Origin of the sequence: Paenibacillus tepidiphilus (genome assembly GCF_008635795.1) — a bacterium.
Lineage (GTDB): Bacteria > Bacillota > Bacilli > Paenibacillales > Paenibacillaceae > Paenibacillus_AQ > Paenibacillus_AQ tepidiphilus.
Genome location: NZ_VWRQ01000003.1, coordinates 82,612 through 101,290 on the forward strand (window position 1 = coordinate 82,612; position 18,679 = coordinate 101,290).

The following is an 18,679-nucleotide window of genomic DNA, read 5'->3' on the forward strand; positions in this document are numbered from 1 at the left end:
CGGTTATTTTACAGTATACCTTTTTTTCGGAATAATGGCTTTAGATATGAAGTCTATCACAGTGTTCCGGGTTGAAGAATGAGACAATCGCCGCAAAAAGCTGGGATTCCAGGAGGACCGCCTGTGTATAAAGAACGAAAGGAAGGTTGCGCAAAATGAAATTTCAGGGAATTTGTCTTATTACCGGAGACGTGGTTGCACTCGCCCGATTCTATGACCGTATCCTGCAGACCTCGTCTGTGATTGATCCGGTACATACGGACATCGCTACATCGGGGGCCGGATTGGCGATATACTCCAGAGAGGCTGCACGGGAAGATATGGCGCTCTGCCTTGATGCGGGGGCCGGAAACATGACGCTGACGTTTGTTGTGGAGGACGTGGATGCCGAACACCTCAGGCTGCAGGCGCTCGGAGTACAACTGCTGAATGAACCGGTCACCCGCCCCTGGGGAGCGCGCTCGCTGCAGTTCGCCGATCCGGACGGCAATGTCATCAGCTTCACCCAGCCCAGCAGGTAAAATGGATCGGACTGTATGAGAAGCTGTATTAGAAGCTGTATTAGAAGCTGTATGAGGAACTTTAAGTGTATTTTATACAACTATAACTGCCGGTTGCCCGCTACATCGCGCTATAATTGCATTCGGTACAACTATAATCCGGTTATTGGACCTTTTCGCCGGAATCCCTTCTCTTTAAGTGTACGAAATACAATTAAACTGAAAAAAAGGACTCCGGGGGCCAAAATAGCTGTACGTTATACACTTATCCTCCTTTGCCGGGTAGTCGTGGTGAGTCTGGAGCGATTACGGCACCAGAAGCAAGCCTGAGCGCTTCTTCAACGTGAGGAAGGTAAGCAATGGCGGCAAGCCGGATGAAGGAAGCGAAAGGAAGGCATTGGGACAAGTGAACAAGCTTGGGTTCCAGGGGGTCTGGGAGGCCGGGGGTTCCGGGGACCAGCGGGTTCCTGCTTCGAACAAGCCACAGCACGGACAATAAAGCAGAGCAGCGATCCTCCAAGCGGGAATCGCTGCTCTGCTTTTTTTGGGTGCAACCGTTTGAAGCAGTGAGGTGCAGCGCGGCTTCTAGTCCAGCCGCCGGCGCGGCAGCAGCCAGGCACAGACCAGGGCCAGCGCCAGGGCAAGTCCGCCGAGCAGCCATTGATTCCGGCCCCATCCCCCCTTCAGGAGGCCGAACAGATAGAAAGACCCGGTCAGCCTCCCTTTCGTGGAATAATCGATTAAATACCAAGCGAATCCCGCGATATAACCGGCCGGAAGGCTGCCCAGCAGCAGCGCCGCGGTCATCCCAAGCGACCCCAGTGCGGCTGCGGCAATGGCAACACTGCCGGTGAGGGACCATACTTCGATGGCTGCCCCTTGCTGCCGGAGGTATATGTACAGCAGGCCTACCGCCAGGAATACAAAAACGAAGGTGGCGAGCCAGCGGAACAGGAAGAGCGGGAACGGCCGGACGGCCTTTCCAAAGACGACCTCGCCGATTCCCCCTTCTTCCAGCAAGGCCAGATGGGGGAAGACAATCAGCCCGATGAAGCTCAGCAGCAGCGCGCCCAGCTTGCCCGCCTCGGCGGCTCCCATCAGAATCGGGTCCATGAAGAAGGGGATTACAGCTAGCAGCAGCAGTGACAACAGCCAGGAATAGTTGGCGGTGAGCTTGAGATTGTACCAGCCCAGCTTCACCGTACCTTGGCCCGGCATCAGAGCGCCTCCGCCGGGGCTGAAGACTTCTTGCCCCTTCTTGGCTTTCTGAATACAGCGCCGGCGTCTGCCCTGCTGCGGTCCCGTTCCCATAACCACGCCGCTCCCGCAGCCAGAAGAACGGCCAGCACCAGATAAAAGCCCCTGTTCAGAGCGATTTCATCCGCCCAATCCCGGTACAGGTTGTAATCATTGGGAGAATTGAAGCGGATCAGCAGCCTGTAGAAGTCATAGGAGCCCATCAGCGGCAGCAGCGAAATAAACCACCAGACAAGCTGCAGGGCAACCGGGACGATTCCCCGGCGGAACAGCATGGAGCCGAACATTCCGAAGGCAACGGATGCCCAGACCGTCGGCAGCAGCCACCAGGCCGTATATCCAAGGAATGCGCTAAGGGCCTCTCCCAATTGGCCTTCCAGCTCCAGGACGTTTACCGTCTGCCAGGCGCCGAGGACGGCCAGCAGGAGGTATACGATAGAGAGCATAATGCCCAGCGCTATGAATTTGGAGCCGACATAGGCCCAGCGGGATACGCTGCGGCTGTAAATCAGCTCGCTCATCCGGCTGGAGCGGTCCCGCAGCAGGAGGAACGCCGACAGGAACACCGGAAATACACCGGCTGATAAGGACAGGTAATCACAGAAATAACGGGCGGCTCCAGGCAGCAGTTCTCCTGCGGATACCTTGGCCTCATAGTCGGCAGCTACTTGTTTCTGCGCGGCCAGAGCCTCTTCCGGTGTTTCCACGTTAATCCGGAAGCTATCCACACCAATCCGGTAAAAAGAGTTGCCGCCGAGCTCCCGGTTTAAATCTCCGGTAATTTGATGGACATCATCCATCGTATACTGATCCGCATTCTGTATAACTTTCTCTAGTTCGGATGCCGCAGCAGAGAGCGCCTGCTTCTCTCTCTCACTGAGCCTTGTATCTACAAGAAACCCGAGCCGCAGCTTCTGGACAGTTCCGGATTCCAGATTCCACTTCATTTCCTGCTGTATACTTTGCGCTAATTCACCGGCATTTGCCGGCAGCCTCCAGCCGTATAACGGGTGCTCGGCCGTGCCGATATTTTGCGGAGCGGAGCTTGACGGCGGGCCGAGTTCACCCCAGGTCTCGTCGGTGGCGTACTGGGTAAAGTAGAAGAAGCAGGAGACCACAATGAACAGATAGAACACCAGACTGCGCAGAGTCATGCGCATTTCCTTCCCGATCAGTTCCCTCATCGGACCGCTGCCTCCTTGCGCATCAAGTACAGGTATGCATCCTCAATTGAAGGAACGGCCGGCTGAGCATCTGCATAGGGCCTTTCATCGGCAAGAATACGGATGCGCATCCCGGTCCCCTCCGGCACGGCGGACAGCACCGGGAACCGCTCGCGTTCCCGTTCCCACTGGCCGCGTTCCAGCTCAGCCGTCCAGATCCGGCCGGCGGCTGCAGCGGTCAGCTCGCTGGTCCGGCCGTGATAACGCAGCTCCCCCCGGTGCAGCACGGTCATCTGCTCGCAGGTCGATTCCACGTCCTCTACGACATGCGTGGAGAGCAGCACAATCCGCCCTTCGGAGAACCGGTTCAGCAGCTGCCGGAAGCGGATCCGCTCCTCCGGGTCGAGCCCCGCCGTCGGCTCGTCGACGATCAGGAGCTGCGGCTCATGCACCATCGCCTGGGCGACGCCCAGCCTGCGCTTCATCCCGCCGGAGAGGGCCTTCACCTTCGTCCGCCGCTGCTGCGTCAGATTGACCTGCTCCAGCAGCGCATCAATTCTCCGCTTGCGTTCGGCGCGGCTCTGCATCCCTGACAGCAAGGCCAGATAGTCCATTGCCTCCAATACCGTCATTCCCGGGTAGACGGCGAATTCCTGTGGCAAATAGCCGACCATCCGCCGGATTTGCGCTTTGTCCCGCAGCGGAATGCCGCCGATGAAGGCATTGCCGGAGCTTGGCTCCAGCAGGGTGGCGAGCAGCCTCATCAGCGTGGTTTTGCCGGCTCCATTCGGACCGAGCAGCCCGTGTATGCCTTCGCCGATGCGCAGGCTGATCCCGTTCAAGGCCGTTTTGCCGCCATACGATTTGCTTAATTGTTCAATGTTCAGTTCCACTTCAGGCCCCTCTTCCCTAATTAATTGCTTCCACTGCCAGTGCGCTTGTCCGCATTCCAGCTTAATTCGAATCGCTCCACAGCCATTCCGGCTCCGAAGAGCAGCAGCGACACCAGGATACAGATGCCTTCATTAATCTCTCCGTACAGGCTCATTCCTGCAGCCGAGACCGTAGATCCGAGAACCACCGCAACTTTGACCCAACGTTGTCTGGCCAATATTCTGTGGTTATGCCGGACCTTCTCCGCCTCGCGTTTGTCGTATTCCAGCAGGCGGGCTTTCCGGTAGACTTCATCCAGAAATGCTTGCTCCCGTTCTTCTGAGTTCACCTTCCCACTCCTCCTGTTCATATATTTGCCTGAGCTTCTTACGGGCCCGGTGCAGCAGCACCTTGAAGCTGACCGTACTGCGCTGCATGATGGCCGCCGCCTGCGCATAATTCATTTGGCTCACATCCACCAGATAGACGGCCATCCGGTAATCGGGCTTCAGCGCCAGCATGCGCCTGACCCATTCCCGGTCCTGTTCGCGAATCACGGCAAGCATTTCGGGATTATTCTCCGTTTCGCCAGACCCTTGCCTGCTGTCCCGGAACTCCGCAGCCTGCCCCTCTCTGTCCTCCGCTGCGTGCCGTGGCCCTTGAATACCGGTCTGTACTTTGCGCTGCCGGCGCAGGGCATCGATGCATTTATGGCGCAGAATCGTATACAGATACGTTTTGAACGAGGCGCGAAAATCATATTTTTCCGGATAGACCAGCACCACAGCAAAGCATTCCTGCGTCAAGTCCTCAGCCATGTGATAGTCCCCGGTCAGCTGATAAGCAAACCGTACCGCCGGCTGCCGGTATTTCCGTACCAGCCATTCAAAAGCATCGCGTTCACCCTGCCGGAACCGCCTTAGTATTTGTTCTTCTTCATCCGCTGCTTCTGCAGCATATCCGTCCGGCTGCGGCCGCCGTCCCCCGTTGACATCGCTTCTGTCCGTCCCGCTCCCCTCCTCTCTCCTTATAACTACTTGTTATTCGCACAAGCCCCCAATTTGGTTACACTTCCTCTGCCAAAAATAAAAGCCCGCCAACTGCCAAACAGCAATTGTGCGGGCTTGATCTTCTTCTGTCGGCAGCAGCCCAGGCTGCTGCAAGCTTCACACCATCATTTGCATGATGCTTCATTCGTCATGCTCTGTCCGTAATCCTTCCTCACTCTTATTCACAAAAAAACAGGCCCTTCATGACATTGCTGTCAATCAGAAGCCTGTTCTTTAACCATGATGCGGTCGAGAGGACTCGAACCTCCACGGGGGGTTAGCCCACACGGACCTGAACCGTGCGCGTCTGCCAATTCCGCCACGACCGCATAATATGTATCCGGTGTTTCAATCACCGTAATTAAGAATATACACTTATTCACGATAAAAGGCAAGACTTTTTTCGGAATTTAATTATTAACGATTCGCATGTTATGGAGATCGTATTTCAACCCCGATTCCGTCTGGATGGTCTAGACTGCAGAATGATAGATAAATCACTTTCAAACCTTATTATCAAAGGTATTATAAGATAAATAATTAATTATAGAAGGTGTGAGATCATGGATTCCTTGGATTACAAAATTATTACCGCGTTAATGCATTACGGGCGTATCACCTGGGCCGAACTGGCCGGGCAGCTCGGCTTGTCGTCTCCGGCAGCCGCGGACCGGGTACGGCGGCTGGAGGAGCAGGGCGTGATCCGCGGCTACACCGCGCTGATTGACGCCGAATCTGCCGGATACGGCCTGGCGGCACTGATTGCGGTCTCCCTGGAGCGGCCCGAGCACCGGCAGCCCTTCCTGGAGCTGGTCCGGCGGCTGCCGGAGATTCAGGAATGTCATCATACGGCCGGAGACGATGACTATATGCTGAAGGTGCGCTGCCGGGGTACAAGGGACCTTGATCGTCTCATCAGCGAGGAATTGAAGAGCCTGCCGGGAATTATGCGGACCCGCACCACCATCATTCTGGGCACGGTCAAGGAGACGCCCAATGTGCCGCTGCCTCCGGCAGATGCCCCATGATGCACTGGCAAGCCCTGCTCGGCGGGCTTGGCTTCGGCTTCATCGTCGCTGCGCCTGTCGGTCCCATGGCGCTGCTGCTCATCAACCGCACACTGCAGCGCGGGTTCGCGGCAGGCTGCGCCACCGGAGCAGGGATTGCGCTCGCCGACGCCGCCTATGCACTCATCACCGTCGCAGGCTTCCGGGCCCTGACGAATTTTACCACCGGCTATAACACGCCGCTTCAGGTATTGGGCAGCCTGTTCCTCGTATACCTTGGCGTAAAAGCACTGCGGGCTCCTTCCTCCGGCTCCGCCGCTGAAGCCGGACGCAGCGGGAATACCTATTTCCTGCTGTCTTCACTGCTGCTAACACTGGCTAATCCAGCCACCATACTCAGCTTCATGGCGCTGTCCGCTTCGCTCGGAGCGTCTGCCGGCCGCTCTCTCCTCCTTCCTGCAGGAATTGCCTCCGGCTCCCTGTGCTGGTGGCTGCTGCTATCCGCCGTGGTGGTCTGGATTCGCGGCCGGGTGCCGGATACTCTGATCCGCCGGCTCCATATCCTCACAGCGCTCCTGCTGATGGGCTTCGCCTTATTTACATTCTGGAATGCCCTGACCGGAGGGAGGTAGCGGACATTGCACTATAAGATGAAATTCCCGCAGAGACTTAAATTGAGATTGTCCGCATTGGCACAGCAACCTCTCACCCTGACTCCATTTCTGGCAGGTTACTTCATCTCCAGGATCGGCGATGCGCTTTATACCTTCTGTCTTCCGCTGCTTTCGTACCGGCTGACAGGCTCGGCTCTGGTGATGGGCTCGCTGTTTGCCGTGAGCGTCCTGCCGGTAATCCTCTTCGCCCCCCTTGCCGGCGCCATGCTTGACCGCTTCGACCGCAGACGGCTGATGCTCTTTACGGACTTGGCCAGAATGGGACTGGTTGCCCTGGTTCCGGTTCTCGAGCATTTCGGGCTCCTTGAACTCTGGTGCCTGTATGCACTCACCTTGCTGCTCTCCCTGTTATCCACCGTTTATGATCTGGCGGTGGTAACAATTATTCCGCGGCTTGCCGGGAACGGGCTGACCCGTGCCAATGCGGGCGTCCAGGCAGCCGGACAGCTGGCCGATATGATCGGTCCCGCTATTGCCGGTGTGCTGGTCTCCGCGTTCAGCCTGACGTCCATCCTGTGGCTGGACGTCTGCTCCTTCGCCGCCACTCTGACCGTGCTGTGGCGGCTGCCCGCAGACAGCGGCAGCCGGGCAGCCGCATCCCGCACCGGCGTTCTCGCCGAGATGGCCGGGGGTCTGGCCTGGCTGGTCCGCGCTCCCGTGCAGCTCGCGCTGTCCCTGCAGGCGGCGATCGGCAACTTCGGCTACAGCGCCGCTTATGCCACGCTCACCTATTATTTGATCACGACGCTGCAGCTGTCCGGCGGGCGAATCGGCATCACCTACAGTCTGCTGGCGGCCGGGGGCCTGGCCGGAAGTCTGGCCATTGTCCTTCTGGAGCGGCATTGCCGCTACGGACGCCTGATTCCGCTGCTGCTGCTGGCCGGAACCTGCGGCTTCCTCCTGCCTGCCTTAAGCCCCTTCTGGCTGGCTCCGGGACTCGGCTTCGCGCTTGTAGCGGCCTGCAATACAGCCTGGTCCATTCTTGCCGCATCAGTCCGCCAGCGCAGTGTGCCGCCGGAGCTGCTGGGCCGGGTGCTCAGCTTCTCCCGGGTGCTGACCCGTACCGCCATGCCCCTCGGCGCCCTGCTCGGGGGCTGGATGACGGGAACGCTGCCTCCTGGAGCGGTGTTCCTCCTGGCCGCCGGGGCCAAGCTTGCAGAAGTGGCCATCGCCCTGGCATCGCCGATCCGCAGGCTGGGCAGGAACGGCGCGGCTTCTGCCAGTGGCGATAGGCAGCACCAATAAGCTTGATTTGATTTATGTATTTCACAGATGTGTAAGCGATGTGGTACAACGGTATTGTTCTTTATGCATGGAAGATAAGCTTGAAACGGAGGGAAGCTTGCGATGAACCAGAAATGGAGTGCCGGAACATATGATGCGGACATGGCTTTTGTCTCGGGCTTCGGCCAGTCGCTGATTGATTTGCTGAACCCGCAGCCCGGCGAACAGATCATTGATTACGGCTGCGGCACGGGAGATTTGGCCGCTGCGATTGCAGAACGGGGCGCCGCCGTCACGGGTATTGACGCCTCGCCGGAGATGCTGGCCGCCGCCCGGGCCAAATACCCGGACCTCACCTGGGTGCTGGCGGACGGCCAGCGTTACCGCGCGGCGGCTCCTGCCGATGCCGTCTTCAGCAACGCCGCCCTGCACTGGCTGCCGGACGCCGAGGGCGCGGCCAGCAGCATCGCTGCCAGCCTGCGGCACGGCGGGCGGCTGGTTGCCGAGTTCGGCGCAGCGGGCAACATCGCCTCGGTCACCGCAGCGCTGCCCCGTGCGTTCGCAGCGGCGGGACGCCAAGGCCAGGCTGTGCTGCCGTGGTATTTCCCGAGCGTCGGAGAATATACCTCCTTGCTGGAGCGGTGCGGTCTAAGCGTGGAGCTGGCGCTCTGCTATGACCGCCCGACTCCGCTCAGCGGCGGAGAGGCGGGCTTCCGCGGCTGGCTGAACACCTTCGCGGACGGGATTCTCAGCGTGCTTACGCCCGCCGAGCGGGAGCAAGTACTTGTCTTTATGGAGCGCGAGCTGCACGCACAGCTGTACCAGGACGGGCGCTGGGTCATGGATTACCGGCGGCTGCGTATCGCCGCCCGGAAGGTGTAGGTGCTGGGCACTCGCTAAGCTCGTATGCTTTGATTGCCGCACAACGTCCACTCGCACATCAAGGAGCCTGCCTGACAGCCATGAACTGGCTGTCAGGCAGGCTCTTTGGCCGATCCAGTGGCGGTTTGTTGTATATGCCGGCCTTCGCCGTCGTTGTGGTGATCATTACGTACTTTAGTAGGCAAGCTGTTCCATGGGCCAGAATTCGGTATGCTTATCGTGTCCGGTCCATGGCCGATTCTCTCCTTATAGTGGCTATGCCGGTCCCTCAATAATTGCTGCGAAATCTCTTCGGACTGTGTAGCAATAATAATTATTTATTTTGAACTTCTGTAATGTTTTGTTAATATTAATGTATCTATATAAGTTGAACTTAAGATTAGCCTGAATAAGGCCGGAAAGTGAATTAAAGTTATGGACTTCCGTACGCTGCCCATTCCCGTTCTCCAGATGAATACCGCTAGTTGCTGTTGAGTTCGCTGGCAGCAGGCTCTATCCGGCTCTGTTTAGGTATGATGATGAACGAAAAGCAATCCCTAATCAACAAGGATAAATGTATTTCGTACAACTATTTGTTAGGTATGCACCCATTTTTGAAGGATAGATGTATTTCGTGCAACTAAAATCAGCATATTGGGATCAAACGGCCTTAAAGCAAGAAAATAGATGTACAAAATGCAACTATAGCCGGGAAACGGCCTGTTTAGATGGATATAGTTGTACAAACTGCAATTAGCAGCTTAGCAGCGGTTAGTGAGGTCATGAAGAGCAATAGCTGCTGTCGCCTTTAGTCATGGGTGCTCTTGGCCTTCCTCATCAATCTTATTGATTTGACCTGTGTGGAGGATAATCACGATCTACATTTCAGCAGCTTAAAACGATGACAGCCCGTGCTTCGCCTATCAGCTTTTACTGCGGAAAGCCATCAGTCGGAGGCCGGAACCGCAACAAGTGGTATAAATCAAGAAATCTACGGACGGGAAGCGACCGGAAGTCCAAAGGTTTTCTTGCGTCACGGCTAATCCCAACACAAAAATCTTTAGTTCAATCTATATATATCAAAACAATAAAAAGGAGTTAGTCATATTGCATATAAAAAAGTATTTTATCCTCTTACCCCCTTTCCTCATTTTAGGAATGGTCTTGGCTTTTAATCTTTCATCCTTTAAAAGGTCTTTTGCATTATTAGGAACGGCGATGGCTTTTTGGATTACTTACTATGTTTGGATATATATTGAGAAGTTGATACAGAAGAAAAACGCTTAGTATTTGTTACGCCGTATGCGCAGCCTTACGCTCCAGCTTGCAAGATCCGTTTCATATCGGCTACATAGAACTGGCCTACCCCACCCGAATGCAGATTTACACCTGCTCCATAACTTGATAACTTGACGAACTTGCAGGCTCTGTTCAGATTGTTTCTGTGCAGAATTTGCTGAAGCAGGTCCGTTGCACCGCCTCCTTCTCTACCTTTCCGATTACCGACGCTCCGCGCTCCCGCAGACTCTTCGCGTTCCACACTATCTCTTTGCAGACAGCCCTTTCGGTATTCTGCTTTCATCGTCGGCTCTCCCTCGGTCTGACTTGAGACTTACGATTGTTCTGCCTTTCCCGATAAATAACTTTCAAATACTATGGCCTCTGCTGAGTTTTCACAGCAAGCTTTACAGTCTTTAAAGCCAAGCCTGCAGCGGACTCTTACCGCCAAGTTATCGCCATGCCGGGCGCACACAGCAGAGCAGCGACCCTCCATTGACCGGAGGACCGCTGCTCTGCTTGTCTTATATGCCGGTGAGCTGTCTAAGGAAGCGAGAATATCTTCTTCCGCAGCAGCTCCTCCTGGTTTGCATGCTCAGCCTTAACGTTATCGTTCATCGCCTACAAATTTGCTGCTCCCCGCCCCCCAGCCGGCGGCCAGAAGCAGCAGGCTGGCCGCAACCAGCAGGGCAAGCGGAAGGTCCCAGCTATCCACGGCGTCATGCAGCAGCCCGAACAGCACCGGGCCCAGGGCGGCCAGCAAATAGCCCACAGACTGGGCCATTCCGGACAGCTCGCCTGCTTCCCGGGTACTGCGGGTGCGCAAGCTAAAGAACATCATCGCCAGCCCGAAGGCGAAGCCCCCGGCGATGCCGATACAGATGGCCCACAGCGGCATCCAGGCATTGCCGCCCAGCCAGACACCGCCGATGCCGATCAGGAACAACACGGCTGTGACCAGCACCAGCGGACGCTGCTGCTTCAGCTTACCCGCCCAGATCGGCACGAAGAACGTGCAGGGCAGCTGGGCCAGTTGCATCAGCGACAGAATCCAGCCTGCCTGCTCGGAGGACATGCCCCGCTCACCGAGAATAACCGAGAACCAGGCGATCAGCACATAATAGAGCAGCGACTGCAGGCCCATAAATAAAGTGACCTGCCAGGCCAGCGGCGAACGCCACATCCTGCCTGCAGAACCGGCGGTCCGGCCGGCGCTCTCCTGCCGCAGGGTGCGCAGCTGCGGAATCCAGAGCAGCAGGGCAGGCACGGCGACGATAAGCCACAGCGCAAGCGTTCCCCTCCAGCCCAGCCCGGCCTGCCTGGCCAGCGGAACGCTGAGACCCGAGGCCGCCGCAGCGCATATATTCATGGACACGGTGTACAGCCCCGTCATCAGGCCGATCCGCGCCGGGAATTGCCCCTTGATCAGCGCCGGCAGCAGCACATTGCATACGGCAATGGCCATACCGATCAGCGCCGTGCCGGCGAACAAAGGCGCCGTGCCCGGCAGGGTACGGACCAGGGTGCCGGCGCACAGCGCCAGCATGGCCGCCGCCAGCACGGCTGCGGAGCCGAATCTGCGCGCCAGCTGCGGCGCATACGGCGACAGCAGCGCAAAAGCCAGCAGCGGCAATGTCGTGACCGTGCCCGCCGCGGCACTTGAGAGGCCAAGGTCACCGGCAATCATCTCCATCAGCGGTCCTACCGAAGTGAACGGGGCGCGGAGTGCCGCAGCCACGAGAAGAATGCCCGCGATGAGCAGCCCCCGGTTGCCCGCAGACCGGCCGGTGGCCAATCCGCCGTCCTTGGCAGCGGAACTGTGTTTGTGGTTTGTGTTCATGATGCTCCTCCATGTTGTCGTAAGAGACCTTATTCGCCGCCCAGGCTTACGGCTTGTCCGGCGGCGATTGAAACTGTATGTAATCGTGCGGGCAGCCGCAGACATTCCTGCTGCATTCATTGTCGCCCGTACACAACTTGTTCCATTATAGCCCCGCCCGCGAGAATGTACCACAGCAGAAGCGTCAGTCAGGCTGTTTCACAGCATGAAAAAGGCCGCCCTCGCGGGCAGCCCTTTTTGTACAGCGGGAGAGTCTTGAATTACACCCAGAAGGATTTGGTGATGATTACCAGAAGGATGAACAGGACCAGAATCGCTCCGGTCGAAGTAAACATGTTGTAGCCGCCGACATTTTCGCTCATGAATGTCTCCTCCTTTGTGCTGGAATACAAAATTAACATATGTGGAGAATAACCTTCCGGATTGGGTAAAACGGCAAAGTTTGAGCCCAACTGTCCTGAGGCTCAGCCTTTTTTCGTTGACAAATACCCTGTCCGCCGTTAGTATCCTAAGAATACGGATCAGTTGAGAATGACTCTCAACTAGCGATACATAATCTAACAGAAATGAGTGAATCCAAGATGCTGCGCCGTTTTTTCTCCTACTATAAGCCCTACAAGAAGCTATTCGCGCTTGATTTCATCTGTGCGGTGGTAGCCGGTCTGCTGGAGCTGGCGTTTCCGGTTGCCGTCAATAAATTTATCGACGAGCTGCTGCCGGGCCAGGACTGGCCGCTGATTCTGCTTGCCTGCATCGCCCTGCTGGCGATTTACGCCTTGAATGCCGTAATGCAGTATATCGTCACCTATTGGGGGCATATGCTGGGCATCAACATCGAAACCAATATGCGCAAAAAGATGTTCGACCACATTCAGAAGCTCAGCTTCCGCTTCTTCGACAACAATAAAACCGGTCATCTGCTTGGGCGGATCACCAACGATCTTAACGATATCGGGGAAGTCGCGCACCATGGTCCGGAGGATGTGTTCATCGCTTTGATGACACTGGCCGGAGCTTTTGTGCTGATGGCGGATATCAATTTACAGCTAGCGGTTATCACCTTCATCATTGTGCCGCTGATGGCCTGGGTGATCATTTATTTCGGCCGCAGCATGACCAGTACCTATCACCGGCTGTTCGGCAATGTCGGCAGCTTCAACGCCCGGATCGAGGACAATGTCGGCGGAATCCGCGTCGTACAATCTTTTGCCAATGAGGAGCATGAAAAAGCTTTGTTCGCTGTGGATAACCAGAAATTTCGCGAAACGAAGCTGCTTGCCTATAAGCTGATGGCCCGCAGTTCCTCCATTAGCTATATGATGACCCGTCTGATTACGATTGTCGTCATGATCTGCGGCGCCTGGTTCTTCATCCAGGGTGAGCTGCAAATCGGCCAATTCGTGGCTTTTATTCTGATGTCCAACATATTCTTCCGGCCGATCGAGAAGATTAATGCCGTTATTGAAAGCTACCCGAAAGGCATCGCCGGCTTCAAGCGTTACTTGGAGATTATCGACACCGAGCCGGACATTGCCGATAAACCGGATGCCATCGAGGTCAAGCAGTTGCACGGCGATATTGTGTTCGACCAGGTCAGCTTCGGCTATGACAGCAACCGGCCGGTACTGAACGATATCAGCCTGAAGGTGAAAGCCGGCGAGACCATCGCCTTCGTAGGTCCTTCCGGTGCAGGCAAAACAACGATCTGCAGCCTGCTGCCGCGCTTCTACGAAGTGACCGGCGGAGCCATCACCGTCGACGGCATGGACATCCGTGATCTGCAGCTGCAGTCGCTGCGCCGCCAGATCGGGATCGTGCAGCAGGATGTGTTCCTGTTCTCCGGCACCATCCGTGAGAATATTGCTTACGGCAAGCTGGACGCGGACCTGGAGGAAATCTGGGAGGCGGCAAGACGCGCCCATCTGGAGGAGCTTATTCAGAGTCTTCCGGACGGCATGGATACCGTAATCGGCGAACGCGGCGTGAAGCTGTCCGGCGGACAGAAGCAGCGGCTGGCCATCGCCCGGATGTTCCTGAAGAATCCGCCGATTCTGATTCTCGATGAGGCGACCTCGGCGCTGGATACCGAGACGGAAGCGGCGATCCAGCAGTCCTTGTCCGAGCTGGCTGTCGGGCGCACGACACTGGTCATTGCCCACCGCCTGACCACGATCAAGAATGCCGACCGGATTATTGTCGTTGGGGAGAACGGCATATCCGAGGAAGGCCGCCACGAAGAATTGCTGAATGCCGGCGGCATTTACAGCCGCCTGTATCAGGCCCAGTACGCCATGTCCTAAGCTTCGGCGGATCATTCCGCGCATCACGCAAAGCAACCAAAGAGGCACGCTCCGGATCAGCCGGAAGGTGCCTCTTGCCGTTATATATGAAGTTTGCTGTTCTGTTACACAACGCCTATCCGTTATTGGGGCTCTGTTCCCCACACCAGAACGCCGTTGCGGTACAGGGTGACTTTGGCCGAATCGGCGAACGCCGTCTGCAGCCCGTTGTAGGAATAGTCGTTGCTCTCATTGAAGCTCGACCAGTCGGCCTTATGCATGCGGGTCTGAATCTCGCCCGTGCTGGCGCCGGGTGCAAGGGTGCCGGCAGCGGCGCCGAATTTCAGCTCCACATAGTAGTCCGCCCCCGTACGCGGCGTATCCAGCTTCACAAAGCTGGCCGACACATTGCTGCCGCCGATCTGGGCATAATCGCAGAAGAAGGTCTGAGCCTTGTCTCCGTCAATCGTGTACCAGTAGCGGACCGTCAGTTCGTTCAGATTGACCGTGGAGGCGCTGCCGTTCTTGATGTTCAGGAACGGCTTCATTGTGTTGTCTCCGGGATTTGAATCGCCTGTCCGGTAAGCTACCGACAGCCCCGTAATCGGGGTCGTCGTGCCGCTCGGCGTCGCCGATACCTGCGCGGAGGCCGGGCTCTCTCCTGCACTGTTCACAGCCTTGACTACGTAATAGTAGGCCGTACCGTTCGTGACTGCCGCATCGCTGTAGCTGGTTCCCGCCACGCTCGCAATATTCGTGTAAGGCCCGCCGCTGGTAAGGGAGCGCTGCACCTTATAGCTGGCTGCACCGCTTGAGGCGCTCCAGCTCAGGTTGACCAGTGCACTGCCGGCCGTAGCGCTGACATTGGCCGGGGCCGCCGGAACCGCCGGTGTAGCTACGGTCTCCAGGACGGACCAATAGGCCGGCTTCGACTGCAGCCGCTCATCGAACAGCAGCGGCCAATCGTTGCGGGCAACCGGGAAGGTCCGCAGCCAGGTGTTGCTGTCATCCTTGCCCCACACCGTGACGCTGGTGACCGTATCAGTATGGCGCAGGAAGATCTGGAACAGCGACTTGTACAGGTTCGCCTGGCGGGTCTTCAGATCAGCCGGGAACGTATCGTAGGACTGGGAGCTGCTGGAATACACGCTGACATCCAGCTCCGTAATATGCGTTTCCAGTCCGAGCGCCTTGAATTTGATGATCGAATTTTCGATCTCGGACAAGGTCGGATAGTACAGGCTGACATGGGTCTGGTGGCCGACGCCGTCAATCGGCACGCCTTTGGCCTGCAGACGGGTGATCAGGTTGTAGAGCGCCTGGCTTTTGCCGGATTCATGCGTGTTGTAATCATTGATGAAGAGCTTCGCATCGGGGTCGGCGGCATGTGCGTATTCAAAAGCCTTCTGAATGTACTCCTCGCCGGCGATCTGGTACCAGAGGCTGCGGCGCAGACCGTCCGGCTGGGAGGCGTCGATGACCTCATTCACCACATCCCAGGCGTAAATATCGTCTTTATACCGTTCCATGACGGTGTCGATATGAGCCTTCATCCGTGCATACAGCACTTCCTTGGAGACCAGAGCGCCGTTCGCGTCATAAAATACCCAGTTCGGTGTCTGGTTGTGCCAGATCAGCGTATGCCCGCGGACTTCCTGCCCATTGGCGGCGGCAAAGGCTACCGCGGCATCCGAGTCGTCGAAATCAAATACGCCCTCCTGCGGCTCGGTGCTGTCCCATTTCAGCACATTGCCCGGCGTCAGGCTGTTGAAATGCTTCGTCAGCAGCTGCTTGTCCGGAGCGGTAATCAGCTCGCTGTTCGTAAAGGCTGTACCCACCAGGAACTTCCCGGCAAAAGCGTCCTTCAGCGAAGGAATGCTCTCTTCAATCACGATCGGCCCCTGATCAGGCAGCTGCTCCAGCCGGAAATCATCCAGATAGAAGGACTGCGTGGCGCTGTCCGGTATTTCAAAATACACCGCAAGATTATCGGCCTGCTCCAGCACCTTGTACTGGGCCTGCAGCTTCACCCAGCCGCTTGAGCCGACGGAGGCGTAGGTCAGATTCTCGTAGTAGGTGTTAGCCGGCATCGTACGCTGCAGGGACATATATACGTTGGTATTGGAAGCGCCGGCAGGCAGCTTCACATAGCCGATAAAAACATAGGTCTGTCCCACCTGCAGCTGTGAGGTGACATCCAGCGACGGACCGTGCCAGGTCTTGGTCCGGCCGCTGACGTTAAGGCCATAGGAACCGCTGCGGGCGGCGCCGGCCTCGGCAGCCAGCACTTCGACACCGCCGCGTCCGGCCCAGTCCTGGACCGTGCCGTCCTCAAAGTCGCTTTGCGTGACCAATGTGTTCTCGGCATGCGCAGGGGTTGTCCAGTAAGCAGGTAAGAGAAGGCATAATACAAATAGCATGTTAAGCGCTTTCATAAAGACTGATTTTTTCATCCCGTTCTTCTCCCTTCACGGATTGAATTCCTTTCATTCAGGTGAATTCGTTCGGGTGCAAATACTGCCTCTGCCTTGCCTTCCTTCCGCTGCATCCCCCTCTCCTTGCAACTAAAATGAGAAGCCCGGCTGACGGTGAATACTCAGGTGAGGTTCATCCAGGCAGCCGGGCTCTTTATTTGTATTTTAACATAAATAATTCCATTTATGGAATAGTAAAAGAGGCGTTTTAGCGATTTTTTGCCACATAACGACTATTCCTGCACAGCTGCAGTTCCCAAATAACGCAGTGCCAGCTCCCGGTAAAAGTCAATCGACTGCAAATAGGCCTCAATATCCACCCATTCATCAGGCTGATGGGCCTGGCCGGGCTCCCCTGGCCCGTAAATCAGCACCGGCAGGCGGCCTTCATCATGCAGCACCGAGCCGTCTGTATAGTAGGACACCCCTTGAACGGAGACACCGCCGTCAGCGCCCGCCAGTTCAAGCGCCGTGCGGATCAGCTCATGCCCGGGGTCTGTAAAGACCACGCTCCGGTCCAGCAGCTGCTCCACCTGATAGCGGTAATCGGGATGCCGTCTGCGGATGGCCTTCAGCCTGGCCGATATCTCGTCCAGCAATGCGGCATGCCGCAGCGGCGGAACGGTGCGGATATCGACATCAATGACGCAGCGGTCCGGAATGACATTGGTCTGCACGCCGCCTTCCATCCGGTTGACCGACAAGCTGCTGCTTCCCAGCACCGGATCATGAGCCTGCCACTCCAGCGCGTGGCTGTGCAGCAGCGAGATCAGCTCCATCATGCCTTCGACAGCATTGACGCCGAGCTGCGGCATGGAGCCGTGGGCACTGCGGCCATAAAGCGTAATCCGCAGCCACAGTGCTCCCTTGTGGCCTACCGCCACCCTGCTCGCGGTCGGTTCACCGATTACAATGGCGTCCAGGTCCCGCAGGGAGGTGTGCTCGGCGTAGTGCCAGGCGCCGCAGCTGTCCACTTCTTCGCCGGCGGTCGCAAGCACGGTCAGCTCACCGCCGAGCGCAATTCCTTCCTGATGCAGCGATACGGCGGCCAGCAGCATGGCGGCCAGCCCGCTTTTCATATCGGAGGTCCCACGCCCGTACATCCTGCCATCCGCAATGACTGCGCCATGCGGCGGGTAGCTGCCCGCATCCGGCGTCCAGGCGCTGACCGTATCCAGATGGCCGCAGAACATCAGCTTCCGGCCTGCGCCCCCCTTCAGCGAGAACTCCAGGTTGCTGCGTCCCTGCTCAATCCCATGAATGCTGCATGGCAGGCCATATTCCTGCAGGAAATCGCCTATAAGCTTGGCCAGCGCATGCTCATTGCCCGGCGGATTGCAGGTATCCGCCTGAATCAGTTGCTGCAGAAACGTCACGGCGGTTTCGCGTTCCCTGACATTCTTCATCCCGGTTCCCTCCCCTTAATGCATTTATGTAACAAAATACGCTATTTCCGGGCAGGGATGCAGCCGCATAAATCACTTTTTCTAGCGAATGGGCTTCAGGCTTCGCTCCCCTGGTTCCATTCCCGGTAAAATTGCTCCAGGTAGGCAAGCATGAACTGATGCCGCTCCTCCGCCAGCCTGCGCCCGTAATCCGTGTTCATCATAGCCTTCAATTTCAGCAGCTTCTCGTAAAAATGGTTGATTGCCGTCCCTTTGGAATAATCGCGGTATTCCTGCTTCAGCGTTTCATCGCGCGGCGGGGTCTGCGGATCGTATACCGGCCGGCCCTTGGCTCCGGAGAACACCATCGTCCGGGCAATGCCGATCGCCCCCAGTGCATCCAGCCGGTCCGCATCCTGTACACACCGTCCTTCCGCCGTGGCCATCGGCCGGCCGCCACCGCCGCTGAACGACATCGTCTCGATGATGTCCATGATATGCTGGAGACGCGCCTCATCCTCCATACGTTCCTCCAGCCAGCTGCGCACTTTATCCAGTCCCGCTTCCTTGGATGGATTCAGCTTCTCGTCGGCGACATCATGCAGCAGCGCTGCGAGAATACAGATGCTGCGGTCCGCCCCTTCCATTCCGGCGATCAGCTCCGCCGTGTTGCGCACACGCCAGGTATGCCACCAGTCATGCCCGGTATGATCCTGCCCCAGTTCTGCTTGGGCGAAGGCTTCCGCTTCGCCGATCATCTTCTGCTCATTCAATGCTATATACCCCCGGTTCTGTTTGTTATCGTGATGATATGT

Annotated in this window: 17 protein-coding genes and 1 tRNA gene; 6 read left to right on the plus strand and 12 right to left on the minus strand. The window is 57.1% G+C overall.

The window, feature by feature from the left end; genetic code table 11:
* Positions 1–155: 155 nt before the first annotated feature.
* Positions 156–521, plus strand: a complete 366-nt coding sequence (locus F1379_RS04620; RefSeq protein ID WP_150266867.1) for a VOC family protein — start codon at positions 156–158, stop codon at positions 519–521.
* A 564-nt stretch (positions 522–1,085) separates the two neighbouring features.
* Here the strand turns inward: F1379_RS04620 and F1379_RS04625 are convergent.
* The 6 genes from F1379_RS04625 to F1379_RS04650 all read right to left on the minus strand — a co-directional run bounded on the left by F1379_RS04625 (position 1,086) and on the right by F1379_RS04650 (position 5,171).
* Complete coding sequence (locus F1379_RS04625; RefSeq protein ID WP_162551074.1) at positions 1,086–1,718, minus strand: hypothetical protein; 633 nt, start codon at positions 1,716–1,718, stop codon at positions 1,086–1,088.
* Positions 1,718–2,941 carry an ABC transporter permease gene (locus tag F1379_RS04630; protein WP_150266872.1) on the minus strand — a complete coding sequence of 408 codons (1,224 nt, stop codon included), beginning with the start codon at positions 2,939–2,941 and terminating at the stop codon, positions 1,718–1,720. The genes F1379_RS04625 and F1379_RS04630 overlap by 1 nt, the downstream gene beginning before the upstream one ends.
* A complete protein-coding gene (locus F1379_RS04635) occupies positions 2,938–3,813 on the minus strand; it encodes an ABC transporter ATP-binding protein (protein ID WP_150266874.1) in 876 nt (291 codons plus the stop codon). Before F1379_RS04635 ends, F1379_RS04630 begins: the two co-directional genes overlap by 4 nt.
* Before the next feature lie 20 nt (positions 3,814–3,833).
* Positions 3,834–4,142, minus strand: coding sequence for a hypothetical protein (locus F1379_RS04640; protein ID WP_150266876.1), 309 nt, complete (start codon positions 4,140–4,142; stop codon positions 3,834–3,836).
* On the minus strand, positions 4,105–4,824 hold the full coding sequence (locus F1379_RS04645; protein WP_150266878.1) for a sigma-70 family RNA polymerase sigma factor: 720 nt from the start codon (positions 4,822–4,824) through the stop codon (positions 4,105–4,107). Before F1379_RS04645 ends, F1379_RS04640 begins: the two co-directional genes overlap by 38 nt.
* Positions 4,825–5,086: 262 nt before the next feature.
* A tRNA-Leu gene (locus tag F1379_RS04650) sits at positions 5,087–5,171 on the minus strand.
* A 234-nt stretch (positions 5,172–5,405) separates the two neighbouring features.
* On the opposite strand from F1379_RS04650, the gene F1379_RS04655 reads away from it, so the two are divergent.
* From F1379_RS04655 to F1379_RS04670, 4 genes are all read left to right on the plus strand, one after another.
* Positions 5,406–5,870, plus strand: a complete 465-nt coding sequence (locus tag F1379_RS04655) for an Lrp/AsnC family transcriptional regulator (protein WP_203457037.1) — start codon at positions 5,406–5,408, stop codon at positions 5,868–5,870.
* Entirely contained in the window at positions 5,867–6,481 is a 615-nt protein-coding gene (locus tag F1379_RS04660) for a LysE family translocator (protein ID WP_150266882.1), read from the plus strand. Before F1379_RS04655 ends, F1379_RS04660 begins: the two co-directional genes overlap by 4 nt.
* A 57-nt stretch (positions 6,482–6,538) precedes the next feature.
* Positions 6,539–7,768, plus strand: coding sequence for an MFS transporter (locus F1379_RS04665; protein WP_203457038.1), 1,230 nt, complete (start codon positions 6,539–6,541; stop codon positions 7,766–7,768).
* Positions 7,769–7,870: 102 nt separating this feature from the next.
* Positions 7,871–8,629: a class I SAM-dependent methyltransferase gene (locus F1379_RS04670; protein ID WP_150266884.1), complete on the plus strand. Its 759-nt coding sequence runs from the start codon at positions 7,871–7,873 to the stop codon at positions 8,627–8,629.
* A gap of 1,291 nt (positions 8,630–9,920) precedes the next feature.
* On the opposite strand, the gene F1379_RS04675 is transcribed toward F1379_RS04670, so the two are convergent.
* The 3 genes from F1379_RS04675 to F1379_RS29980 all read right to left on the minus strand — a co-directional run bounded on the left by F1379_RS04675 (position 9,921) and on the right by F1379_RS29980 (position 12,088).
* Positions 9,921–10,190 (minus strand): hypothetical protein, encoded by a 270-nt coding sequence (locus tag F1379_RS04675; protein WP_150266886.1) that lies wholly within the window; start codon positions 10,188–10,190, stop codon positions 9,921–9,923.
* 303 nt (positions 10,191–10,493) lie between these two features.
* Entirely contained in the window at positions 10,494–11,726 is a 1,233-nt protein-coding gene (locus F1379_RS04680) for a CynX/NimT family MFS transporter (protein ID WP_150266888.1), read from the minus strand.
* A gap of 260 nt (positions 11,727–11,986) precedes the next feature.
* A complete protein-coding gene (locus tag F1379_RS29980; RefSeq protein ID WP_203457039.1) occupies positions 11,987–12,088 on the minus strand; it encodes a sporulation protein YjcZ in 102 nt (33 codons plus the stop codon).
* Between the two features lie 219 nt (positions 12,089–12,307).
* On the opposite strand from F1379_RS29980, the gene F1379_RS04685 reads away from it, so the two are divergent.
* Positions 12,308–14,026, plus strand: coding sequence for an ABC transporter ATP-binding protein (locus F1379_RS04685; RefSeq protein ID WP_150266890.1), 1,719 nt, complete (start codon positions 12,308–12,310; stop codon positions 14,024–14,026).
* Between the two features lie 122 nt (positions 14,027–14,148).
* Here F1379_RS04685 and F1379_RS04690 read toward each other — a convergent pair whose 3' ends face one another.
* The 3 genes from F1379_RS04690 to F1379_RS04700 form a co-directional block, all read right to left on the minus strand.
* Positions 14,149–16,458 (minus strand): endo-1,4-beta-xylanase, encoded by a 2,310-nt coding sequence (locus F1379_RS04690; RefSeq protein WP_150266892.1) that lies wholly within the window; start codon positions 16,456–16,458, stop codon positions 14,149–14,151.
* A 254-nt stretch (positions 16,459–16,712) separates the two neighbouring features.
* Entirely contained in the window at positions 16,713–17,885 is a 1,173-nt protein-coding gene (locus tag F1379_RS04695; RefSeq protein ID WP_150266894.1) for a M20 family metallopeptidase, read from the minus strand.
* 95 nt (positions 17,886–17,980) lie between these two features.
* Positions 17,981–18,622 carry an HD domain-containing protein gene (locus tag F1379_RS04700; protein WP_420850475.1) on the minus strand — a complete coding sequence of 214 codons (642 nt, stop codon included), beginning with the start codon at positions 18,620–18,622 and terminating at the stop codon, positions 17,981–17,983.
* Positions 18,623–18,679: the final 57 nt, after the last annotated feature.

Excerpts from the sequence above, each read along its gene's own strand:
- F1379_RS04690 (WP_150266892.1), bottom strand. The coding sequence starts at position 16,458 with ATGAAAAAATCAGTCTTTATGAAAGCGCTTAACATGCTATTTGTATTA.
- F1379_RS04655 (WP_203457037.1), top strand. The coding sequence starts at position 5,406 with ATGGATTCCTTGGATTACAAAATTATTACCGCGTTAATGCATTACGGG.
- F1379_RS04685 (WP_150266890.1), top strand. The coding sequence starts at position 12,308 with ATGCTGCGCCGTTTTTTCTCCTACTATAAGCCCTACAAGAAGCTATTC.
- F1379_RS04675 (WP_150266886.1), bottom strand. The coding sequence starts at position 10,190 with ATGAAAGCAGAATACCGAAAGGGCTGTCTGCAAAGAGATAGTGTGGAA.
- F1379_RS04670 (WP_150266884.1), top strand. The coding sequence starts at position 7,871 with ATGAACCAGAAATGGAGTGCCGGAACATATGATGCGGACATGGCTTTT.
- F1379_RS04680 (WP_150266888.1), bottom strand. The coding sequence starts at position 11,726 with ATGAACACAAACCACAAACACAGTTCCGCTGCCAAGGACGGCGGATTG.
- F1379_RS04700 (WP_420850475.1), bottom strand. The coding sequence starts at position 18,622 with ATGATCGGCGAAGCGGAAGCCTTCGCCCAAGCAGAACTGGGGCAGGAT.
- F1379_RS04695 (WP_150266894.1), bottom strand. The coding sequence starts at position 17,885 with ATGAAGAATGTCAGGGAACGCGAAACCGCCGTGACGTTTCTGCAGCAA.
- F1379_RS29980 (WP_203457039.1), bottom strand. The coding sequence starts at position 12,088 with ATGAGCGAAAATGTCGGCGGCTACAACATGTTTACTTCGACCGGAGCG.
- F1379_RS04625 (WP_162551074.1), bottom strand. The coding sequence starts at position 1,718 with ATGCCGGGCCAAGGTACGGTGAAGCTGGGCTGGTACAATCTCAAGCTC.
- F1379_RS04620 (WP_150266867.1), top strand. The coding sequence starts at position 156 with ATGAAATTTCAGGGAATTTGTCTTATTACCGGAGACGTGGTTGCACTC.
- F1379_RS04660 (WP_150266882.1), top strand. The coding sequence starts at position 5,867 with ATGATGCACTGGCAAGCCCTGCTCGGCGGGCTTGGCTTCGGCTTCATC.
- F1379_RS04630 (WP_150266872.1), bottom strand. The coding sequence starts at position 2,941 with ATGAGGGAACTGATCGGGAAGGAAATGCGCATGACTCTGCGCAGTCTG.